The organism is Cryobacterium sp. CAN_C2 (genome assembly GCF_015751745.1).
Classification (GTDB): Bacteria; Actinomycetota; Actinomycetes; order Actinomycetales; family Microbacteriaceae; genus Cryobacterium.
The window spans coordinates 95522-117250 of the sequence record NZ_JADOUX010000005.1; the positions used below are offsets into that span (position 1 = coordinate 95522).

General features: G+C 65.5%; 20 protein-coding genes and 1 riboswitch. Of the genes, 7 read left to right on the forward strand and 13 right to left on the reverse strand.

Annotated elements, in window-relative coordinates; translation table 11 throughout:
- The first annotated feature begins 59 nt into the window (after positions 1-59).
- Positions 60-3122, forward strand: a complete 3063-nt coding sequence (locus tag IWX77_RS06120) for an alpha-mannosidase (RefSeq protein ID WP_196843634.1) — start codon at positions 60-62, stop codon at positions 3120-3122.
- 21 nt (positions 3123-3143) lie between these two features.
- On the opposite strand, the gene IWX77_RS06125 is transcribed toward IWX77_RS06120, so the two are convergent.
- On the reverse strand, positions 3144-5006 hold the full coding sequence (locus tag IWX77_RS06125; protein ID WP_196843727.1) for an ABC transporter ATP-binding protein: 1863 nt from the start codon (positions 5004-5006) through the stop codon (positions 3144-3146).
- Positions 5007-5128: 122 nt separating this feature from the next.
- On the opposite strand from IWX77_RS06125, the gene IWX77_RS06130 reads away from it, so the two are divergent.
- The 3 genes from IWX77_RS06130 to IWX77_RS06140 are packed head-to-tail and all read left to right on the forward strand — an operon-like array spanning position 5129 to position 7786.
- Positions 5129-6055: an ABC transporter ATP-binding protein gene (locus IWX77_RS06130; RefSeq protein WP_196843635.1), complete on the forward strand. Its 927-nt coding sequence runs from the start codon at positions 5129-5131 to the stop codon at positions 6053-6055.
- Positions 6056-6065: 10 nt separating this feature from the next.
- The gene (locus tag IWX77_RS06135; RefSeq protein ID WP_327012083.1) at positions 6066-6950 is read left to right on the forward strand and encodes an ABC transporter permease; all 885 of its coding nucleotides are present in this window, start codon (positions 6066-6068) and stop codon (positions 6948-6950) included.
- Complete coding sequence (locus IWX77_RS06140; RefSeq protein ID WP_196843636.1) at positions 6947-7786, forward strand: ABC transporter permease; 840 nt, start codon at positions 6947-6949, stop codon at positions 7784-7786. The genes IWX77_RS06135 and IWX77_RS06140 overlap by 4 nt, the downstream gene beginning before the upstream one ends.
- Here the strand turns inward: IWX77_RS06140 and IWX77_RS17005 are convergent.
- From IWX77_RS17005 to IWX77_RS06170, 7 genes are all read right to left on the reverse strand, one after another.
- On the reverse strand, positions 7779-7907 hold the full coding sequence (locus tag IWX77_RS17005; RefSeq protein ID WP_297413608.1) for a hypothetical protein: 129 nt from the start codon (positions 7905-7907) through the stop codon (positions 7779-7781). The genes IWX77_RS06140 and IWX77_RS17005 overlap by 8 nt on opposite strands.
- The gene (locus IWX77_RS06145) at positions 7907-8092 is read right to left on the reverse strand and encodes a hypothetical protein (protein WP_196843637.1); all 186 of its coding nucleotides are present in this window, start codon (positions 8090-8092) and stop codon (positions 7907-7909) included. The genes IWX77_RS17005 and IWX77_RS06145 overlap by 1 nt, the downstream gene beginning before the upstream one ends.
- Positions 8093-8163: 71 nt before the next feature.
- On the reverse strand, positions 8164-8640 hold the full coding sequence (ribH, locus tag IWX77_RS06150) for a 6,7-dimethyl-8-ribityllumazine synthase (protein WP_196843638.1): 477 nt from the start codon (positions 8638-8640) through the stop codon (positions 8164-8166).
- Positions 8640-9899 carry a GTP cyclohydrolase II gene (gene ribA / locus IWX77_RS06155; protein WP_196843639.1) on the reverse strand — a complete coding sequence of 420 codons (1260 nt, stop codon included), beginning with the start codon at positions 9897-9899 and terminating at the stop codon, positions 8640-8642. The genes ribH and ribA overlap by 1 nt, the downstream gene beginning before the upstream one ends.
- Complete coding sequence (locus IWX77_RS06160; RefSeq protein WP_196843640.1) at positions 9896-10555, reverse strand: riboflavin synthase; 660 nt, start codon at positions 10553-10555, stop codon at positions 9896-9898. The genes ribA and IWX77_RS06160 overlap by 4 nt, the downstream gene beginning before the upstream one ends.
- A gap of 8 nt (positions 10556-10563) precedes the next feature.
- Positions 10564-11613, reverse strand: a complete 1050-nt coding sequence (ribD, locus tag IWX77_RS06165) for a bifunctional diaminohydroxyphosphoribosylaminopyrimidine deaminase/5-amino-6-(5-phosphoribosylamino)uracil reductase RibD (protein WP_297413604.1) — start codon at positions 11611-11613, stop codon at positions 10564-10566.
- 88 nt (positions 11614-11701) lie between these two features.
- A riboswitch (FMN riboswitch) is annotated at positions 11702-11845 on the reverse strand.
- A gap of 76 nt (positions 11846-11921) precedes the next feature.
- Positions 11922-12833 (reverse strand): sugar-binding transcriptional regulator, encoded by a 912-nt coding sequence (locus tag IWX77_RS06170; protein ID WP_196843730.1) that lies wholly within the window; start codon positions 12831-12833, stop codon positions 11922-11924.
- A gap of 189 nt (positions 12834-13022) precedes the next feature.
- On the opposite strand from IWX77_RS06170, the gene IWX77_RS06175 reads away from it, so the two are divergent.
- From IWX77_RS06175 to glpK, 3 genes are all read left to right on the forward strand, one after another.
- A complete protein-coding gene (locus IWX77_RS06175) occupies positions 13023-14753 on the forward strand; it encodes an FAD-dependent oxidoreductase (RefSeq protein ID WP_442784424.1) in 1731 nt (576 codons plus the stop codon).
- 208 nt (positions 14754-14961) lie between these two features.
- Positions 14962-15696 carry an MIP/aquaporin family protein gene (locus IWX77_RS06180; RefSeq protein WP_196843731.1) on the forward strand — a complete coding sequence of 245 codons (735 nt, stop codon included), beginning with the start codon at positions 14962-14964 and terminating at the stop codon, positions 15694-15696.
- A 69-nt stretch (positions 15697-15765) separates the two neighbouring features.
- Entirely contained in the window at positions 15766-17280 is a 1515-nt protein-coding gene (gene glpK, locus IWX77_RS06185; protein WP_196843642.1) for a glycerol kinase GlpK, read from the forward strand.
- Positions 17281-17356: 76 nt separating this feature from the next.
- Here glpK and IWX77_RS06190 read toward each other — a convergent pair whose 3' ends face one another.
- Genes IWX77_RS06190 through IWX77_RS06210 form a run of 5 tightly spaced genes read right to left on the reverse strand, consistent with a single transcriptional unit; the run spans position 17357 to position 21635 of the window.
- Positions 17357-18091: an HAD family hydrolase gene (locus IWX77_RS06190; protein WP_196843643.1), complete on the reverse strand. Its 735-nt coding sequence runs from the start codon at positions 18089-18091 to the stop codon at positions 17357-17359.
- Positions 18088-18693, reverse strand: coding sequence for a GNAT family N-acetyltransferase (locus IWX77_RS06195; protein WP_196843644.1), 606 nt, complete (start codon positions 18691-18693; stop codon positions 18088-18090). The genes IWX77_RS06190 and IWX77_RS06195 overlap by 4 nt, the downstream gene beginning before the upstream one ends.
- Complete coding sequence (gene trpS / locus IWX77_RS06200) at positions 18693-19697, reverse strand: tryptophan--tRNA ligase (RefSeq protein ID WP_196843645.1); 1005 nt, start codon at positions 19695-19697, stop codon at positions 18693-18695. The genes IWX77_RS06195 and trpS overlap by 1 nt, the downstream gene beginning before the upstream one ends.
- The gene (locus tag IWX77_RS06205; RefSeq protein WP_196843646.1) at positions 19694-20551 is read right to left on the reverse strand and encodes an exodeoxyribonuclease III; all 858 of its coding nucleotides are present in this window, start codon (positions 20549-20551) and stop codon (positions 19694-19696) included. Before IWX77_RS06205 ends, trpS begins: the two co-directional genes overlap by 4 nt.
- 13 nt (positions 20552-20564) lie before the next feature.
- A complete protein-coding gene (locus tag IWX77_RS06210) occupies positions 20565-21635 on the reverse strand; it encodes a YihY/virulence factor BrkB family protein (protein ID WP_196843647.1) in 1071 nt (356 codons plus the stop codon).
- Positions 21636-21729 lie beyond the last annotated feature (94 nt).

Below are 21729 nucleotides of genomic sequence, written 5' to 3' on the forward strand. Positions count from 1 at the left end.
GGCCGTCTGCGTGTGGCCCGTCCCGTGCGGTCGCAGCTCGGCGGCCGTAGGATGCCAGCATGCATGACGACAGCGCACTCGTCGAGGCTCGGCTGAACCGCTTCGTTCGCGAGCGCTTGCAGCCGGCCATCTGCCGGTCCACCGCGCCGCTCACGGTCACCGCCTGGGTGGCGCCGGGGGAGCCGGTGTCGTTTGCGCAGGCGGTGTCGCATCCGTTTCTGCCTTTCTCTGTGGGTGACCCGTGGGGCCGACCGTGGGGTACCGTCTGGTTTCACCTCACCGGAATCGTGCCCACGGAGTGGGCAGCACAAGCCGACACCCGTATCGAGGTCATCATCGACTTAGGGTTCACGACCACCGTGCCGGGGTTTCAGGCCGAGGGCATCGTGTACAGCCCTGACGGTCGACTGTTGAAGGGCATGGAATCGTTGAACCGCACGGTCACCGTGACCGGCAACACCATCGATCTCTACCTCGAGGCCGCCGCCAACCCCAATATCGCCTCCGATTTCAGCTTCACCCCCACCCGTCTCGGCGACCTCGCGACCGCCGGCACCGCACCGCTCTACGTGCTCCGTCAAGCGGATGTCTCCCAGCGCGACACGCAGGTCTGGCACCTCCTGCAAGACGTGGTTACGCTCGATGGTCTGCGCCGCGAGCTGCCCGCAGCGTCACCGCGGCGGGCGAATATTCTGCGCGCCCTCGACCACTGCCTCGACCTGCTCGACCCCGACGACGTGGGCGGCACGGCCGTGGCCGGCCGGGCCGCCCTCGCCGACGTGCTCGCGAGCCCGGCGAACGCGAGCGCGCACCGGGTGCACGCCGTCGGTCACGCGCACATCGACAGTGCCTGGCTCTGGCCGGTGCGCGAGACCGTGCGCAAGGTCGCGCGCACCTTCGCCAACGTACTCGATCTAATCGATCGGTACCCCGATTTTGTGTTCGCGGCCTCCTCGGCGCAGCAGTACGCCTGGCTCCAGCAGTTCTACCCCGAGCTCTTTGAGCGGGTGCGGCGGGCCGTTGCGGCCGGCAACGTCGTGCCGGTTGGCGGCATGTGGGTCGAATCCGACACGAACATGCCCGGCGGCGAGGCCCTGGCCCGGCAGTTCGTGGCCGGAAAACAGTTCTTTCTGCGCGAGTTCGGGATGGAACCGCTCGAGGTCTGGTTGCCCGATTCGTTCGGCTACTCCGCGGCGCTGCCGCAGATCGTGCGGGCGGTCGGCAGCCGCTGGTTTCTTACCCAGAAACTGTCCTGGAACGACACGAACGTGTTTCCGCACCACAGTTTTCTGTGGGAGGGCCTCGACGGCAGCCGCATCTTCACGCACTTTCCACCGGTCGCCGACTACAACGCGCAGCTCTCCGGCCTGGAACTGGCCAGGGCCGAGCGACTGTTCGCGGAGAAGGGCGCGGCGAATACCTCGCTCGTGCCGTTCGGCTGGGGTGACGGCGGCGGCGGGCCCACCGAGGAGATGATCGCCGCCGCGCACCGCACCGCGTCGCTCGAGGGATCGCCCACGGTCGCGTTGTCGAGCCCGCGACGGTTCTTCGAGACGGCGGAGGCCGAGTATACGACGCCGCCGGTATGGTCGGGTGAACTGTATCTGGAGTTTCATCGCGGCACGCTCACCTCACAGGCCCGCACCAAGCAGGGCAACCGGCGCAGCGAGCACCTGCTGCGGGAGGCGGAGCTGTGGGCGACGACGGCCGCAGTTCGGGTCGGGGCGAAATATCCACGCGCGGCGCTCGAGAAGGCCTGGCAGACGGTGTTGCTGCAACAATTTCACGACATTCTTCCGGGATCGTCGATCACCTGGGTGCACCAACAGGCAGAGCGTGAGTATGCGCGGGTCGCGAAGGTGCTTGAGGGCGTGATTGTGTCATCCGTTCGGGCGTTGTGCGGGCCGGGCGAGGGCGAAGTTGTGCTCAATGCGGGGCCCTATGCCCGTGCCGGCGTGCCCGCCCTCGGCGGGCACGCGCACTCGCGCGATACGCACTCCGGGGCCACGATTGCACGCACCCCCGACGGCTGGGTGCTGTTGAATCGGCGGGTGAGAGTAATCATCGATGACGACGGACTCCTCAGTTCGGTCTACGACCGCTATGCCGACCGTGAGGTCGTGCCGGCGGGCGCCCGGGCCAACCTGCTCACGCTGCACCGAGACACCCCGACCCAGTGGGATGCCTGGGACATCGACACCCAGCATGCACGCTCTTTCGAGACGCTGACTCACGCCGAGTCGGTCGAGAAGCTCGCGCTCGATGCACTGCCACTCGGTCAGGTGGGCGTGCGGATCACCCGAAAATTCGGCTCCTCTCAAGTCACCGAGGACGTCACTCTCGCGGGCGAGTCGAGCACCATCGACCTCACGTTCAGCATCGACTGGCACGAACGGCAGAAGCTGCTGCGGCTGAACTTCGCGCTCGACCTGCCGGCGGACCGGGCCGCCTCCGAAATTCAATTCGGACATATATTCCGTCCCACCCATGCAAACACCTCGTGGGATTCGGCCCGCTTCGAAACCGTCGCCCACCGCTGGGTGCACGTCGGTGAGCCGGGCTTCGGAGTCGCCGTCGCGAACGATTCCACCTATGGCCACTCCATTACCCGCACCGATTTTGCGGCTCCGGCGACCAATGGCGGCGCAACTACAGCGCGCGTCGGCACCACCGTATCGCTGTCCCTGCTGCGCGCGCCGCTCTATCCTGACCCGACTGCCGACCAGGGGCGGCACGAACTGAGGGTGGCGCTCCGCGTCGGAGCGAGTATTCCCGATGCGGTGTCTGAGGGCTATCGACTGAACCTGCCCCTGCACACCATAACGGGCGTCGGCGCAACGCAGATCGAACCGCTGTTCACAGTGAACAATGCGGCGGTCGTGATCGAGGCGGTCAAGCTCGCCGAAGACGGCAGTGGAGACACAATCGTTCGTCTCTACGAGGCGCACGGAACACGGGCTCGGGCTCGGGTCGACCGCTCGTTCCCGGCTGCCGAGGCCTATGAGACCGACCTACTCGAGCGGCCCCTCTCCCAGACCGCGATCATTGCCGCTGACGGCGCAGCCCTCACACTGGAGATGCGCCCCTTTCAACTGGTGACGCTGCGATATGGCAGAGGCTGACCATTTCGATTGACGAGCGGGTCAAACGAGCAGCTGGTGCTTGGCCAGGTCGCGGTACAGCGGCGTCGATACGACGAGCTCGGAGTGCGTTCCGACGCCGACGACCTGGCCGTGGTCGAGTACCACGATCTGGTCGGAATCCACCACGGTCGACAGCCGGTGCGCGATCACGATGAGCGTGCGGTCGGCCGCGACGGCATCGATGGCCTCCCGCATCATCTGCTCGTTCTTGCCGTCGAGGCTCGACGTCGACTCGTCGAGCAACAGAATCGGCGGGGCCGCGAGCAGCGCCCGTGCTATCGCCAGCCGCTGTCGTTCACCGCCGGAGAGTTTCACGCCCGATTCGCCGACCGCCGCACCGAGCCCGGACGGGTCGCGGTCGAGCACCTCGCCGAGGTTGACCGCGTGTAGCACAGCGATGCACTCGTCGTCGGTGGCATCCGGCGTCGCGAGGGTGAGGTTGTCGCGCAACGACCCGGCGAGCACCGGGGCGTCCTGTTCGACGTAACCGATCTGAGCGCGCAGCGCGGTGCGATCCAGGGAGCGGATGTCCAACCCGCCGAGTCGCACGGTGCCAGCCGAGACGTCGTAGAACCGTTCGATCAGGGCGAGAATGGTGCTCTTGCCGGCGCCGCTCGGCCCGACGAGCGCCGTACGCAGCCCGCGTGGAGCGTTGAAGGAGACGCCGGTGAGCACCGGGCGCGGTTCCGCGTGATCGGTGGGGTCGGCCGCACTGGCGTCGGCCTCCGCTTCGGCATTCACCTCGATCGGTGCGACCAGGTAGCCGAAGTGCACGTTTTCGAAGCTGATCGCAGCGGCCTCGGGGTTGACCTTCTCGTTCGCCGCTCCGACCGTCATGGCGAGCGGGGCGATGTCGCGGTCGAACTGGTCCTCGGCGGGCAGGTCGATGATCTCCTGGATGCGGCCGAGCGCTCCGAGCGCCGAGTTGACCGAGGTGATCGCGCCAAAGAACTGGCCGAGCGGCATGATCATCATGAACAAGAACAGAATAAACGCGACCAGGTTGGCCACGGTGATGGCGTCACTCGCGACGCGAAAACCACCGACACCGAGCACAACGAGGAACGACACCTGCATAGCGATGCCGGCGATCGGCACGACGAGGGCGCTGATCTTGGCGACCTTGATGCCCATGCGCCAGGCACCACGGGCGTCTTCTTCAATCACGGTGACTTCGCGTTCGGTCGCGTTAGAGGCACGCACGGTGCGAATGGCGCTGATGGCACGCTCGACGCTCGCGGCGAGGTCGCCGACCTTCGCCTGAGCGGCCTGGCTCGCGGTACGGATGCGTCGCGACAACAGGGTGACAGTGACCACCGACACCGCGATCACGAGCACGGTCAGGCCGAGCAGCACCGGGTCGATGATGAGCATCGCCACAAGCGCGCCGATGAAGGTGAGCGACCCACCGATTGCCTCGACCAGGCCTTGAGTGAGCACCGCGCGCAGAAGGGTGGTGTCGCTGCCGACCCGGGAGACGAGGTCTCCCGTGCGGCGGGAGTCGAACTCGCTGATCGGCAGGCGCAGTAGGCGCCCGACCAGTTTGCGACGGCTTGAAAGCACGACGCCCTCGCCGGTGCGCTGCAACAGATAGTGCTGGTATCCGCTGATCAAACCCGAAATCACCACGAGGGTGACGAGCAGGCCAACGAGCGAGCCGAGCGGGTTGTTCGCCTGCACGATCGTGATGACCTGGCTCACGAGCAGCGGCTGGGCCAGGCTCGCGGCGGCGCCGAGCACGCTCAATACGATGACGACGCTGAGCACCTTCTTGTGCTCGAACAGGTAGGGCAGCAGCTGGCTGAACTTCGCGCGTGGCCCGGTGGGGGCGGGGCGGCCGCGTCGGCCGCGCGGCGGCTTCATAGCGGTCGGGGAAGCGGATGGAGCGGGGGTTTCGGGCGCACGGGTAGCGGTAGTCACCCCTGAATCTTAACCGTCGAAGATGCGAACCCCAATGTCACCGGTGCGGTCTAGAGTGGGGAACTGTGCCAGAGCCTGTCATCGTCGCCCAGAATCTCGTCAAGAGATACCAAGATTTCGTCGCCGTCGACGGTATCAGTTTCGAGGTGGCGCCGGGGGAGTCCTTTGGGCTGCTCGGCCCCAACGGGGCAGGAAAATCCACGACGATGCGCATGATCGGCGCAGTCTCCACCCGCACGAGTGGCAAACTGAGCGTGCTCGGCCTCGACCCCAACGGGTACGGTCCGGAGATTCGCTCCCAGCTCGGCGTGGTGCCGCAGGAGAACAACCTCGACATGGAACTCAGGGTGCGGGAGAATCTGATGGTCTACGGGCGCTACTTCGGGCTGCCGCACGCCCGAGTGGCCCGCCGCGCCGATGAGTTGCTCGAGTTCGCCCAGCTCGAAGACAAGGCCACCGCGAAGGTCGACGACCTCTCCGGCGGCATGAAACGCCGCCTCACCATCGCCAGGGCACTCATCAACGACCCGCGCATGCTGCTGCTCGATGAGCCAACGACCGGCCTCGACCCGCAGGCGCGCCACATTCTCTGGGACCGCCTGTTTCGTCTCAAGGAGCAGGGCACGACCCTGCTGGTCACCACCCATTACATGGACGAAGCCGAACAGCTCTGCGACCGCCTCGTCGTCGTCGACAAGGGCCGAATCATGGCTGAGGGCTCTCCGGCTGACCTTATTCGCCGCTATTCCTCGCGCGAGGTGCTCGAGGTGCGCTTCGGCTCCACCCAGAACGCCGAGGTCGCCGGTCGCATTCAAGGCTTCGGCGAACGGGTCGACGTGCTGCCCGACCGCATTTTGGTCTACAGCGATAGCGGCGAGAATGAATTAGAGCGGATGACCGCGGCCGGCCTCCGCCCGATCACCAGCCTCGTGCGCCGCTCCAGCCTCGAAGACGTCTTTCTGCGTCTCACCGGCAGGAACCTGATCGAATGAGCGGCACATCGTGAGCGCGAATGATGTGGGCCGCGCCAGGGATGCGGGGGCCGCGAGCGACAGCATCCGTTTAGAGACGCTCGCCGCAGCCGTCGCGGCAGCGGCGCGCACCCGGCGTTACGGCTCCTGGTACGTGGCGGAGCACCGGTTTCGGGTCATGCGGTCGTACGCGCAGACCGTGCTGTTCACCGCAATCGGCAGCCCGCTCGTCTATCTCTACGCGATGGGTGTTGGCCTGGCCAGCCTTGTCGACGGCAACCTCGGCGACAACGCCGTCAACGGGGTGAGCTACCTCACGTTCCTGGCTCCGGCACTGCTCGCGAGCAGCGCGATCGCGGTCGCCTCAGAGGAGTTCACCTACCCGATCATGCTCGGTTTCAAATGGAACCCGACCTTCTTCGGCATGAACGCGACCTCCATCCAGCCGGGTCAGATCATCAACGGAATCGTCATCTCGGTCGCGGCCCGCATGCTGCTCACCTGCACCATCTACTACGTCTTCATGCTGGTCTTCGGGGCGGTGCCCGGGGCGCTCGGTGTGGTCGCCGTATTGGTGGCGCTACTCACCGGCCTCGCCTTCGGCGTACTCGTGATGGCCTACACGATTACCCTCAAAGACGACACCGGCCAGCTCGCTATGATGCAGCGCTTCGTGATCCTGCCGATGACCCTGTTCTCGGGCACGTTTTTTCCGCTCGATCTGTTGCCGCCCTACCTGCAGTGGATCGGCTGGATCTCACCGCTCTGGCATGGCACTGAGCTCTCCCGCGTCTTCGCCTATGGCATGACGGAGCCGATCTGGCTGAGCCTCGTGCACGTGCTCTATCTGGCGGCACTGTTGGCCATCGGCTGGGTCTGGGCCCGCCGCCTCACGGTCAGAAGGCTCAACAAATGACCCGGCCGCACCTGTCTCCGTCGACGCTCGCGGCAGGCGCTGGCCGGCCGCGACTGTTCGGCAGCCTGTATGCCGGCAACGCGCGCAGCGTGATGGCGCGCGGCTGGCGGGCGACGCGCAGCACCAACGCGCTCGTTGTGCTCAGCGGATTCGTTGAGCCCATCTTCTACCTGCTGTCGATGGGTCTCGGCCTCGGAACGCTGATCGGGCAGGTGCAGACCGTCGAGGGCGCCAGCGTGCCCTACGCGGCGTTCATCGCACCAGCCCTGCTCGCCGTGGCCGCCATGAACGGCGCGATCTACGACTCCACCTGGAACGTGTTCTTCAAAATGCAGTTCGCCAAACTCTACGAGGGAATGCTGGCGACCTCGCTCGGCCCGCTCGACGTGGCACTCGGCGAGATTTCCCTCGCCCTGCTTCGCGGCCTGCTCTACGCGACCGGATTCATGCTCGTCATGCAGGCGCTCGGTCTCAACCTGTCGTGGTGGGCGCTGCTCGCCCTGCCCGCGGTGTTGCTCGTCGCGTTCGGCTTCGCGAGTGTTGGCATGGCGGTCACGAGCTACATGAAGACCTTCCAACAGATGGACTGGATCAACTTTGTGCTGCTGCCGATGTTCCTATTCTCGGCGACGTTCTACCCGCTGAGTGTCTACCCGCAGGGCATTCAGTATGTGATCCAGGCGCTGCCGCTCTGGCACGGTGTTGAGCTCGTGCGCGGCCTGACCACCGGTCAGGTCGACCCCGGTCTGCTCTGGCACGTGCTCTACTACGTCGCGATGATCGCGATCGGCTTGTTCTTCACCACTCGCCGCCTCAAAGCCCTCTTCCTCAACTGAAACGCTCCCCTTCGCGGGGCGAGAGGGGCGCGGATTTTGACGCAGCGACAACCTGCCGGTGCAGGTCGAGGTCCTTCGTTTCGCGGCTCAGGATCAGCGCGATCAGGGTGATGACGGCCATCACCGAGAGGTAGATGCCGCCCCGAAGGGGCTGCTCTCGCCGAGCGTCCGCAGCCGGAGGGCGATGAACGCGTCAATGGCAGCACCAAGAATCGAGCTCATGTTATTGGTGAAGGCCGAGCCGGTGCAGCGCACGCGCGTCGGGAACAGCTCCGGTAGCAGTGCGCCCTTCGGGCCGAACGTCATTCCCTGAGCGAGAAAAAATGTTGCGTAGACGAGCCATCCGTTCAGCCCAGGCGACGCCGCGGCACCTAAAATTACACGATGTGCTCGCGCAGCTGCCGCAGTAGCAACGCGGTGGCCAGGGCGGCGGAGGCCGCTTCCGCGCCTTTGTCCTCTGTCGAACCGGGCAGGCCGGCCCGGTCGAGGCCCTGCTGCTCGTCGTCGAGAGTCAGTACGCCGAAGCCCACGGGCTTGCCGGTGTCGAGCGCGACGCGGGTGAGGCCATCCGTTGCCGCATTCGACACGAAATCGAAGTGGGGGGTGCCGCCGCGAATGATCACGCCGAGGGCGACGACCGCGTCGGCCTCGTTTTCGAGAGCGGCCTTGCAGACGACGGGGAGTTCGAAACTGCCCGGCACCCGCACGAGCGAGAACTCGGCGTTGCTCGCTTCGAGCACCCGGGTGGCGCCGGCGATGAGACCGTCGGTGATCGCGTCGTGCCACTGCCCGGCCACAATGACGACGCGCAAACCGCGCCCGTCAACACTGATTGCGGGACCTGTTCCGGCCATTAGGCGATTCCGTTCATGATTTCGGTGTTCGTGATGTGGTGACCCATGCGGTCACGCTTGGTGGCGAGGTACTCCTCGTTGAATTCGCCGATTCCGACAACGAGCGGCACCCGCTCGGTCACGGCTACGCCGTGCAGCTCGAGCTGACGCACCTTCTCCGGGTTGTTGGTGAGCAGCCGCACCGAATTCAACCCCAGATCGTGCAGGATGCTGGTGGCCGCGCCGTAATCGCGGCTGTCGATCGGCAGCCCGAGCGCGATGTTCGCGTCAAGGGTGTCAAGGCCATCCTCCTGCAGCGCGTAGGCACGCAGCTTGTTGACCAGGCCGATTCCGCGCCCCTCCTGGCCGCGCAGGTAGACAACCACACCGCCCTCCTCTTGGATGATGTCGAGCGAGGCGTCGAGCTGCGGTCCGCACTCGCATTTGAGCGAGCCGAAGGCTTCGCCGGTGAGGCACTCGGAGTGCACCCGCACGATGGCGCCGTCGACCGGGGTTCCCGCCACGAATGCCACGTGGTCGGCACCGGTGGAGCGGTCCCGATAGGCGCGCACGCGGAAGGCGCCGTGCCGGGTGGGCACCGTGGTTTCCACCTCGAAGTCGACCCGCGGCGCCTCGACGACTGGGGCGATAGTCGGCAGATCTTCGTCGGGGTGAACCTCGTCGAGGTAGCTGATCAGGTCTTTGATCGTGATGACGAGCAAGCCCTCGCGCGCGCCGAGTTCGAGCAGGCCGGGTAGGCGCATCATCTCGCCATCCTCGGCGACGATCTCGGCGATCGCGGCGACCGGAACCAGGCCGGCCAGTTTCATCAGGTCCACGCCGGCTTCAGTGTGGCCGCCGCGCTCTCGCACGCCGCCGTCGCGGGCGCGCAGCGGCAGAATGTGGCCGGGACGGTGCAGGCTCGCCGGTGCCGATGCAGGGTCGGCGAGCACCCGCAGGGTGTGGGCGCGATCGGCGGCGCTGATGCCGGTCGACAGGCGGTCGGCGGCGTCGACGCTCACCGTGTAGTTGGTGCCGAGGGGGTCTTCATTGTTCGCGACCATCACGGGCAGGTCGAGCTGGTCGGCGATCTCGTTGGTCATCGGCGCGCAGATGAAACCGGAGGAGAAGCGCACGGTCCAGGCGATCCACTCCGCAGTGGCGAGCTGGGCAGAGATGATGACGTCGCCCTCGTTTTCGCGGCCCTCGTCGTCGGCGACAATGACCGGTCGGCCGAGGCGGAGGGCGTCCAGAGCGGAGGGAATATCGGCGAGGCTCATGATGCGCTCCTTGATACGGTTGCGTGCTGGGAATCGGGGGTTGCCGCGGCGGCGGCGACGGCCAGCATGCGCTCGACGTGGCGGGCCAGAATATCGGTCTCGATGTTGACCCGTTCGCCGACCTTGCGCTCGCCGAGGGTGGTGGCGGCGAGTGTCTCGGGAATGAGCGACACCTCGAACCACTGGCTCGCGTCGGTGGCCGGGCTGATATTGCTCACGGTGAGGGAGACGCCGTCGATGGCGATCGAGCCCTTACCGACGACGAGCGGCGCGAGTTCGGCGCTCAGGCTGAACCGCAGCACCCGCCAGGCCTCGCCGGGGATGACCGCGAGCACGGTGCTCGTGCCGTCGATGTGGCCCTGCACGATGTGGCCGCCGAGGCGTCCGCCGACAAGCGCGGCGCGCTCGAGGTTGACCGGGGAGCCGACGCGGGCGTCAGACAGCGTGGACATGAGCAGGGTCTGCGCCATGACGTCGGCGGTGAAGGTATCGGGGGTGCGCTCCACCACGGTGAGGCAGACACCGGCCACGGCGATGGAGTCGCCGTGGCCGGTGCCCAGGACCACGAGCGGGCCGCGGATGGTGAGGCGGGCGGCATCCGCTGTCAGATCGATGCGCTCGATCTGGCCGAGCTCCTCGATGATTCCGGTGAACATAGGGTTCCTTAGATTGTGAGAGGCCGGGCGACGATGAGCACATCGTCGCCGAGCCGGTCGAGGGATTGAAAAGAGAGACGGCGCTGCTCGCCGATTGCGGTCACGCCGATGTCCTCAAGGGCCACTCGGGGCCCACCGATCAACGTCGGCGCGAGGTAGATGAGGTATTCGTCGACCAGCCCGGCGGCGACAAAGGCGCTCGCCACGGTCGGTCCGCCCTCGATGAAGACGCTGCGCAGGCCCCGGCCGTGCAGGTCTGCCAGCAGGCCGGGCAGATCGAGACCGTCGAAAAACAGTGGCTTCTGCGGGTGCGCGAACAGGGCAGCGGATGCCGGCAACTCACGTCGGCCGACCACCACGGGCACGGGCTGCCGGGTGAGCAGCCCGCCATCGGCACGGCGTGCGGTCAGCGCCGGGTCGTCGGTGAGCACGGTGCCGGTACCGACCAGGATCGTGTCGCAGGCGGCGCGACGCCGATGCACGTCGAGGCGGGCTGCGGCGCCGGTGATCCAGCGGCTGGAGCCGTCGGCCGCGGCCGCGCGGCCGTCGAGACTCGATGCCGACTTGAGCGTCACGAACGGGCGGCTGAGGCGAGCGGCGACGAGCCAGTCGCCGAGAAATGCCTCGCCCTCATCGGCGAGCACGCCGCCCTGCACCTCGATACCAGCGCCGCGCAGCCGCGCGGCCCCGCCGCAGGAGTGCTCGCCGGGGTCGGTCACGGAGTACACGACGCGTGTGACGCCAGCCTCGATCAGGGCAACAACGCACGGACCGGTCCGGCCGATATGGTTGCACGGTTCGAGCGTGACGACGGCGGTGCCGCCGCGGGCGGCGCCCGGGTCGAGCTTCGACAGGGCATCGACCTCGGCGTGCGCCGTTCCGGCACCTCGATGCCAGCCTTCGGCGAGGCTGTCGCCCGCCGTATTCAAGATGACGCAGCCGACTCGCGGATTCACACCGGTAGCCGGGCCTCGGGCAGCGAGTTCCAGAGCGCGGCGCATGGCGCTGTGCAGAGCCGGGCCCTGCACACCCGTGTCGAGGTCGGCGTTCGTGGTCATCCCGCTCTCATCCGTCTCGGACGAGCTCCGGGGTATGGGTGTGCGCATCCACGCAAAATCCCGTCGGTTGACCGTAGGGACCAATCGACTCGTGCGCCTCTCGTCCGGACTCTAACCGTCGGTGCTGGAGTTTCACCAGCTCAACCGTTTGGCCCCTCAAAAATTCTCAAGGGGCTAACGGGTCGCGGACTCTCACCGCCGGTTCGGAATTACACCGACCCCGGAGCACGTGTACTGCAAGTTCTTCTTCTATTTATAGTGCAACAGCCTGTGCGTCGTGCTATTCCCGCTGAAAATGGCCGGAGTGGTCACGGGGCCGGGGAAGCTTCGACCAGGGCGCGGGCGGTGCTCTCATCGACGAACAGGTCAGTGATGAGCTTTGCGGCGAGCGCACCGCGCAGGCTGGCCAGCTTGGAGCGGCCGGCCACGACGCAGATGCGGCGGGGGGTGCGGCGCAGAACGGTGAAGTCCGGGCCGGTAGAGCGTTCGTTCAGCGCGATGCCGTCGGAGGAGCCGTCGGCGCGATAGAACACGGTTGCCACGTCGCCGACCACGCCGGCCGCGCCCAGGGCGTCGAATTCCGCCTGCTCGAGGTAGCCGCCGGCGTAGACGCGGCTGATCACGCCGGAGAAGGGGGACCCGAGGCCGAACAGGGCGATGTCCATGATGGCTTGCTTGTCGAGCAGGCGGCTGACGCTGCGCTCCCGCCACAGCGCCTGCTTGGTTGCGGGGTCGTCGAAGAAAGCGGGCACCGGAAACTGCTGTACGTGCGCGCCGAAGGCCGTACCGAAGCGGCCGAGAATCTCACTCGCGTAACCGAGACCGGTCGTGCGCATGTTTCCGGCACCGTTGAGCTGCACGATCTGCGAGTTGTGCGTTTGCTTCGGGGTCACGTGCCGGCTGATTACGTTCATGGTGGAACCCCAAGCGATTCCCATGGTCATGTTGGAGTCGAAGTATTGACCGAGAATTCGTGCAACCGAGAGCGCCACGCGCTCGAGCCGATCGACGTCGCTCGCACTGTCGGGAACCGGCACGACGTGCGCGGTGATTTCAAACCGAGCGCCGATCTGCTGCTCGAGGTGACTCGGAGCGTCCAGTGGTGACTTGATCTGAATGTCGACCAAACCGGTCGCGCGCGCGTGGCTGAGCAGGCGGGAAACCGAGGAACGGGAGGTGTGCAGCTCGTGGGCGATGGCATCCATCGTGAGGTCCTGCATGTAATACAGGTGCGCCGCGGTGAGGGCGTCGCGGCTGCGCTCGGACTGCACGGGATCAGTATCGAAGGTCACAACGGCTCCTTGCACGTATGTTCAATCCAGTTGAGAAATTGTGTCGGACTGTCAGAATGAATCTATTCATATGGCGTGCCCCGCGCAAATTGAAACGGGGCAAGCCCCGAGACAGAGGTGACAACAGTGTCGTTCTTAAACTCACAGACTTCGTCCGCGATCTCCGAACGCCCCCGCGCCCAAGTGCTCATCATTGGCGCCGGCATCAACGGCATCGCCACCTTCCGCGATCTCGCCCTGCAGGGCGTCGACGTGGTCATCGTCGAGAAGAACGATTATGTCTCCGGTGCCTCGTCGGCCAGCTCGCACATGATCCACGGCGGGGTGCGCTACCTAGAAAACGGCGAGTTTCGTCTGGTCAAGGAATCGGTGACGGAGCGGAACGGCCTGCTCAAGATCGCGCCGCACTACGTCAAGCCGCTAAAGACGACCATTCCCATCTTTTCCACTTTTTCCGGCGTGATGGCCGCGCCGCTGCGGTTTCTTACCCATAAGCAGGGGGCCAAACACGTTGAGCGCGGCGCCATGCTCATCAAAATCGGCATGATGATCTACGACTCTTTCTCCCGCGACGGTGGAACGGTGCCCCGCCACGAGTTCAAGGGCCGCACGAAAGCGCTCGCAGCCTTGCCCTTGCTGAACCCCGGCCTCAAGTACACGGCCACCTATTACGACGCCGCCATGGACGACCCCGAGCGCCTCGCCCTGGACGTGCTGCATGACGGCCTCGACGCCGGCCCGCACGCCCGCGCCGCGAACTACGTCGAAGCCGCCGGCATGAACGAGCACGGCGTACTCCTCCGCAACACGATTACCGGCGAAGAATTTACCTTCCAAGCAGATGTCGTCGTCAACACGAGCGGGCCGTGGACCGACCTGACCAATAACGCTCTCGGCCAGCCGAGCCGGTTCATGGGCGGCACCAAGGGCTCCCACGTCGTGCTCGATAACCCGGAACTGCTCGCGGCGACCGGTGGCGGCGAGATTTTCTTCGAGCACGAAGACGGCCGCATCGTGCTGATTTACCCGCTCAAGGGCCGCGTTCTGGTCGGTACCACCGACCTCGAGCACGACATGACCCAACCGGTCCGCTGCACCGAAGACGAGATCGATTATTTCATTGATCTCGTCGCGCACGTTTTCCCAACCGTCCCGGTCAACCGATCGCACATCGTGTTCCGCTTTTCCGGCGTGCGCCCGCTGCCGCGCCACGACGATGAAGCTCCCGGTTTCGTCTCCCGCGATTACCGCATCGAGTCGCGTCCGTTGCCCCGCACGGGCGCCGCCGACGGAACCCTGCTCAGCCTGGTCGGTGGCAAGTGGACCACCTTCCGCGCCCTCGCCGAAAACCTGAGCACCGACATTATGAAATTGCTCGGCCTGCCACGCACCGTCTCCACCGAGGGCCGCGCCATCGGCGGTGGGCGCGACTTTCCCGCCACGGAGGCCGCCCACCTCGTCTGGGTCACCGCGCACGGCGATGAGGTCGGCACCGATCGCGCCGCAGCCCTGCTCTCCCGCTACGGTACTAGGGCGAGCGAGGTCATTAAGTTTCTGACCGATCCGACCGGTTCAGCAGATGCCCCCCTCCAGCACAACCCCGCCTACACCCGCCGCGAGATCGAATTTCTGGCCTCGACGGAGAGCGTTGTGCGCTTGATGGACGTGCTCCTGCGCCGCACCAGTATGGCCTTCGTCGGCGCCGTGACCACCCCGCTGATCGAGGAACTCGCGCTCGTCGTCGCCCCCGTTCTTGGCTGGGACGCCGGGCGCCGGGCTGAGGAGATCGAGCTGGCTCGCGGCATCCTGATCGACGTCCACGGGGTCGACCTGGCACCCGTCAGTTAGGCCGCCCCTCTCGTCGCGCAGGCAATGCGCCCGGGCCAGCGATCGCCGGTAATCTGCACAAACGTGCAGTGAAAACCGTCCGGAGCCGACCCGGGCGCCGATACGTTTTAGACGTGATGCACGACCGCCGCACGTGACAACTAGGTCAGTCGGTGGATAGCAGTACCCCATCAGAAAGGTCAATGTGGACAATCTCGGTGTCGTCTTTATGTCAGAGGTCGTGGGAACGGCCATCCTCTTGCTCCTCGGTTGCGGCGTGGTCGCCAACGTCGCACTCGCCAAGAACAAGGGCTTGGGCGGCGGCTTTCTCATGGTCACGATCGGTTGGGGCCTTGCGGTGTATGCCGGTGTGATCGCCGCCTACAACTCGGGCGCTCACCTCAACCCTGCGGTCACCCTCGGCCTCGTCGCCAGTGGCGTTACCGAATTCGGGTCTGGCGTGCCGGTCAATCTGATCTCGATCCTCACCTACATCGCCGGTCAGATGCTCGGTGCAATTCTTGGTGCCGTCGTTGTGTGGCTGGCCTACAAGCAGCACTTCGACCAGGAGCCCGACGCGGCCAACAAACTCGGTGTGTTCTCCACCGGCCCGGCTATCCGGTCTTACGGCTGGAACCTCGTAACCGAGATCATCGGCACCTTCGTACTCGTCTTCGTCGTCATCAGCTTCGGCCGTAATGGTGACGGTGGCGGGCTCGCCGCGCTCGGTGCCCTGCCGGTGGCCCTGCTCGTGATCGCGATCGGCGCCTCCCTCGGCGGGCCGACCGGTTACGCCATCAACCCGGCCCGTGACCTCGGACCGCGTATCGCGCACTTCCTGCTCCCGATCAAGGGCAAGGGTTCGAGCGACTGGTCCTACTCGTGGGTGCCGGTCGTTGGCCCGATCATCGGCGGCGTGCTCGCCGGTGCCTCGTCGGGTCTACTGCTGCCCATCCTGGGCTAAGGTCGCCGACGTATTCTGCAGCATCCGCTGATATCTGAATTCTCACCTGGAACAACAAAGGAGTTACACATGGCCAAGTACGTTCTCGCCATCGACCAGGGAACCACGAGCTCCCGCGCGATCATCTTCGACAAGGCCGGGTCGATCATTTCGATCGGTCAGCTTGAGCACGAACAGATTCTGCCGCAGGCCGGCTGGGTCGAGCATGACCCGAAAGAAATCTGGGACAACACCCGTGAGGCCATCGGCCAGGCACTGTCGAAGGCAAACATCACCCGCCACGACATCGAAGCCGTCGGCATCACCAACCAGCGTGAAACCGCTGTCGTCTGGGATAAAAACACCGGCGTACCCGTTTACAACGCCATCGTCTGGCAGGACACCCGCACCCAGGACATCGTCGACCGTCTCGCCGCTGACGGCGGCGTCGAACGGTTCAAAGCCAAGGTCGGCCTTCCCCTGGCCACCTACTTCTCCGGCACCAAGATTGTCTGGATCCTTGAAAACGTCGAGGGAGCACGCGAGAAAGCGGATGCCGGCGACCTGTTGTTCGGCACCACCGACTCGTGGGTTCTGTGGAACCTGACCGGTGGCACCGAGGGAGGCGTACACGCGACCGACGTCACCAACGCGAGCCGCACCATGTTCATGGACCTCAAAACCCTGCAGTGGGACGACGAGATCCTCGCCATCTTCGACGTGCCCAAATCGATGCTGCCCGAGATCAAGTCGTCCTCTGAGGTCTACGGCACCGCAAGCGGGCACAGCCTGCTGCGCGAGGTACCGATCGCCGGCATCCTCGGTGACCAGCAGGCGGCGACGTTCGGCCAGGCCGCGTTCGGCCAGGGTGAAGCGAAGAACACCTACGGCACCGGAAACTTTCTGATCTTCAACACCGGAACCGAGATCATCCACTCAAAGAACGGCTTGCTCACCACGGTGGGTTACAAGCTCGGCGATGCACCCGTGCATTACGCGCTCGAGGGCTCGATCGCTGTTACCGGCTCGCTCGTACAGTGGATGCGTGACCAGCTCGGCATCATCAATAACGCCTCCGAGATCGAAGACCTGGCCAAGACGGTCAAGGACAACGGCGGGGCGTACTTCGTGCCGGCGTTCTCCGGGCTGTTCGCACCGTACTGGCGGTCAGACGCCCGCGGCGCGCTCGTCGGCCTCACCCGCTACGTGAACAAGGGCCACATTGCCCGAGCGGCGCTCGAGGCCATCGCCTATCAGACCCGCGAGGTGCTCGACGCGGTCAACGCTGACTCCGGAGTGCCATTGACCGAGCTGAAGGTCGACGGCGGTGCCACCGTGAACGATCTGCTCATGCAATTCCAGGCCGATATCATCGGCGTGCCCGTCGTGCGTCCGGTCGTCGCCGAGACCACCGCGTTGGGTGCCGCATACGCGGCCGGCCTCGCCGTGGGCTTCTGGAGCGGTCTGGACGACCTGCGCTCGAACTGGCAGGAAGACTCCCGCTGGGAGCCCGCCATGGACCCGGAGGACGCGGCACGTCTGCTGCGCAACTGGAAGAAGGCCGTCACAAAGACCCTCGACTGGGTAGACGACGACGTTCTCTAACCCTCGCCCGCAAAGCGCGCGAGTACAAGAAGTACCCGTATGGCAGGTCCATACGGGCACTTCTTGTGCTCGCACGTTACTTTGTCAGCAGAGGGGGAAGTACTTTTAAGGACTCGATACGGAGAATTCCTCGTTGGGTGGCTTCGATTTCGTCAACTTGTGCAGGCGATGCCGCGGCTCGGTTGAGCCAGACCCCCATCAGCCCCGCAGCGGCAGCGCCCAGGGCATCCGTGCGGAGTCGATCTCCGACGTAAACCGCTGTCTCCACGGGCACGTCGAACAGCGCGCAGGCGTGCCGGAAGATGCGCGCGTCGGGCTTGGCAACACCGAGCGCGCCCGACGTGATGACATGTTCGAACCGGTCCGTCAGGCCGACACGTCGCATCTTCTCGCCCTGAAACACCGGGTCGCCGTTCGTGATGAGGCCAAAGCGCACCCCGGGAATCAGCTCGGCCAGCGCATCGAAGCACGGGAGCGCATCGTCGTGCAGCCGCCAACTGGTCCGGTAGCTCTCGAAGTACACGTCGAACCAGGAATCCGCCTCGGCGTCGGTCAGCGTCATGTCATACGACGCCGCGAAATCCTGGGCGCGAGCGCGGCGCTGGCCGGCAAAGTCCAGGACGCCGGCGAGGTAGGAGTGGTAATGCTCCTCCTCGAGCGCATCCCAGAGCGCGGTCGCGGCTACCGGGTCGCCGGTCGCGAATGCGCCGCCGACCCGGTCGAGGTGCAGCAGAATGCCCGCGGCGGCCGCGGCCCGGTGCGCAAACAGGGTGTCGTCGAGATCAAACAGCACCACCCGTGGAGCGGTCACCGGGCGAGCGCCGCGGCCGGCCAGCAGGGCTGGGGGTTGCGGTCGTCTCCGGCGGCCAGGTGGCCCTGCCAGGACTCCGGATAGCTTCCGTCCCGATACGCGGCGACGGATTGTGATACCCCGGCATATCGAAAGCCCGACTTCCACGCCGCTCGAGCCGACGCGACATTGCCGAGGAGGCATTCCCAGTGGAGAACATCGATGGTCCCGGTGGAGAACGCCCAATCGGCGACCAGCCGCTGGGCCTCGGGAATGAGCCCGCGGCCACGGTGGGGGGCGCCCAGCCAGAATCCGATTGACCCCACCCGGTGCACGGATGCTTTCGCCGTGGCGGATTCCCCGGCCAGCCGTAGCCCAATCACGCCCAAAAGCTCCGATCCACCCGGTTCCCGCACCGCCCAGGTGTATTCCCGATCCGTCATCCACCCGTCGGGAACAAACTCGTCGAGGAAACCCTCGGCGTGTTTGCGATCGTAAGGCCACGGAACGGTCAAATAGCGCTCAAAGATCGGATCCTGGCAGTACTCAAGGATCCGGTCCGTGTCGCTGGCTGCGGGCTGATTGAGCAGAACCACCGGGGAGGCGAGCGCGAAGGCACGCATCAGCGGCGCGGCAGGAAGCCGGCCCGGTCGTAGACGGTGGCCAGAGTCTCGTTTGCCACCGCGTCGGCGCGGGCCGCGTTCGAGGCCAGCAGACGATCCAGCTCGGCCGGGTCACCGAGCAGTTCGGCGACGCGCGCACGGATCGGATCAAACGTTCCCAGCACGACCTCGACGAGGCCCTTCTTCAGGTCACCGTAGCCGCGCCCCGCGTACTCGTTTTCGAGCGACTCGATCGAGCGCGACGCGAGAACGGAGTAGATCGTGAGCAGGTTGGCCACCCCCGGCTTGTTCTCGCGGTCAAAGACCACGCCGCCATCGGCATCCGTCACCGCCCGCATGATCTTCTTCTTGGTGACTCCGGGCTCATCGAGAAGCCAGATGACCCCGGCGTGCGACTCGGCCGACTTGCTCATCTTCGACAGCGGATTCTGTAGATCGTAGATCTTCGCGGTCTCTTTGACGATCGCGACCTCGGGAATCGTGAAGGTGTCGCCGAACCGCGAGTTGAAGCGCAGCGCGAGGTCGCGAGTGAGTTCAACGTGCTGGCGCTGGTCCTCGCCGACCGGCACGACCTCGCTCTGGTACAGAAGAATATCGGCGGCCATGAGGGTTGGGTAGGCGAACAGACCCACGGTGGTCGCGTCGGCGCCGTGCCGCACGGACTTGTCTTTGAACTGCGTCATACGGCTCGCCTCACCGAAACCGGTGATGGTGTTGAGCACCCAGGCCAGCTGTGCGTGCGCGGCGACATGCGACTGCACGTACAGGGTCGACACCGACGGATCGATCCCGGCCGCGATGTACTGCGCTGCCGTGCCGCGCGTGTTCTCGCGCAGCTTCGCCGGTTCTTGGGCGACGGTGATCGCGTGCAGATCGACGATGGAGAAGAACGCGTCGTGCGTCTGCTGCAACGACTTCCAGTTCAGCAGCGCACCAATGTAATTACCGATCTGCAGGGACTCGGCTGAGGGCTGCATGCCCGAATAGAGGCGTGGTTTGGTCATGAGTTGTCGTCTCCCGACAGGTCGTAGTCCACGACGACAGGGGAGTGGTCGCTCCAGCGCTGGTCGTACGCCGCGGCCCGATCGACCGCATAATGCAGAACGGATGCCGCCAGCTGCGGGCTGGCCAAATGGTAGTCAAGCCGCCACCCGGTGTCGGTGTCGAACGCCTGGCCGCGCTGGGACCACCAGGTGTACGGGCCCTCGACCTCGCCGGCCCATTTTCGTCCGACGTCGACCCACCCGAGTCCGGCACCCGCGTTGTAGCCCGGGTCGCCTTCCGCTCCGAGGATGCGGTCAAAATACTCGCGCTCCTGCGGAAGAAAACCGGCGTGCTTCTTGTTGCCGCGCCAGTTCTTGATATCGAGTGTGCGATGCCCCACGTTCAGGTCGCCGAGAACGAGCGCGAGCGGGCTGGACTCGGTCAGCTCGGGCAGCCGGGCGATCATGGCGTCGAGAAACTTGTATTTTTCGACCTGCTTGGGAGTGTCGGTCTCGCCGGAGTGCACATAGGTGCTCACGACGCTGATGATCTTGCCGTTCACCTCGTAGTCGGCCTCGAGCCAGCGGCCGGCGCTGTCGAACTCGTCGGCGCCGAGTGTGACGCGGTGAATGGATGCCGACGACCGGCTGGCCAGGGCGACTCCGGCCCGGCCTTTGGCTGTGGCCGCATCGTGCAGAATGTTCCAGTCCGGCCCAAGGAGCCCCTCCAGATCTTCCGTGGATGCACGCACCTCCTGAATCGCCAGAATGTCGATGTCGCGGGCGTTCAGCCAGTCGCCCATTCCCTTGCGGTATGCGGCTCGGACCCCGTTCGTGTTGATGCTGGCAATACGAAGGGGTTTGGGAGACGACATGGGTCAAGTCTAGTTAGCGCACGTGTGCCGCATCGGCCCTGGCATACTCGGCCACCTGAGCCTCGGCCGCCTTCAACCGTCGCCCGGCGGGCCACCGGGCATACCAGGGTGATGCATCGAGGTCTGCCCTGGCTGCAGTGAGCTCGGCCTGCGCGGTCAGGCGAAGCGCGTCGTGCATGCGCTTCTGTTGGCTTTCTGCAGTCTCGTCGGCGCTGAGGGTGTGTGGTGGAATACCCGCGTCGGCCATGCCGACCGCGATCCAGGACGCGGCGATGAGGGTGACAGTGCTCACGAGGTTGAACCAGATCAGCAGTCCGATGATCACGGCGAAGGTTGCCAGCAGCGGGTTGCGGCTGGCGCCGCCGAGCAGCGCGCCGCCGAGAACCTTCACTATTCCGAGGGCGATACCGCCAAGCAGTGCCCCAGCAAATAGACGTCGCACCGGAATGCGCACCCGCGACAAGACCCGGAACAGACCGGCGAGAGTGAGCGTATCGATGACGAGCACGACTGCGAGGCCGATGCCGCGGGCGGAGGCCTCGTAGAAGATCGAATCCTGTGGAATCTGAAAGAGGCCGAACAGGGCACCCAGGAGCGCCGTGCTGGCGAGGGAGACGAGCGCCGACACGACCAGGGCCAGGCCGAACAGCAGCCCGAGGCCGAGCTCACGCAGTTTGACCCAGATGAAGAACGTGGTTTGTGGGGGCATGCCAAAGACAGTGCGCACGGCTTGCGCCGTCGTCGAGAGCCAACCCAGAGCGGTCAGGAGCAGCCCGGCGAGGGCGATGGCGCCGGTCCAGGTGAGGATACCCGCTGTGGCGAGCACCTCCGGGTCGACGATGCCCTTGCTGCCGATCAGACCCGGAATCGACTGGTTGATGATCGCGTAGAGAGCATTGAGGAGTCCCTGGTTCGCGGTGAGAAACAGGCCAGCGATGGAGAACCCCACCCAGACGGCCGCGAAGATGGCGAAGATGGCTTGATACGACATTCCACCGGCGAGGATGCTGCCGCCCACCGTTGTGAAGTGGGCGAAGACCCGCACGGGTCGCCATGCCTGGATGCGCGCCTGAAGCTCTTTCACGGTGTTAGTTTAACCGCCGTACCAGCCCACGTGTCGTCAGCCGAACAGCGCGAAAAAAACCCCCGTCGAAGTGACGAGGGTATTTTTCAGACGA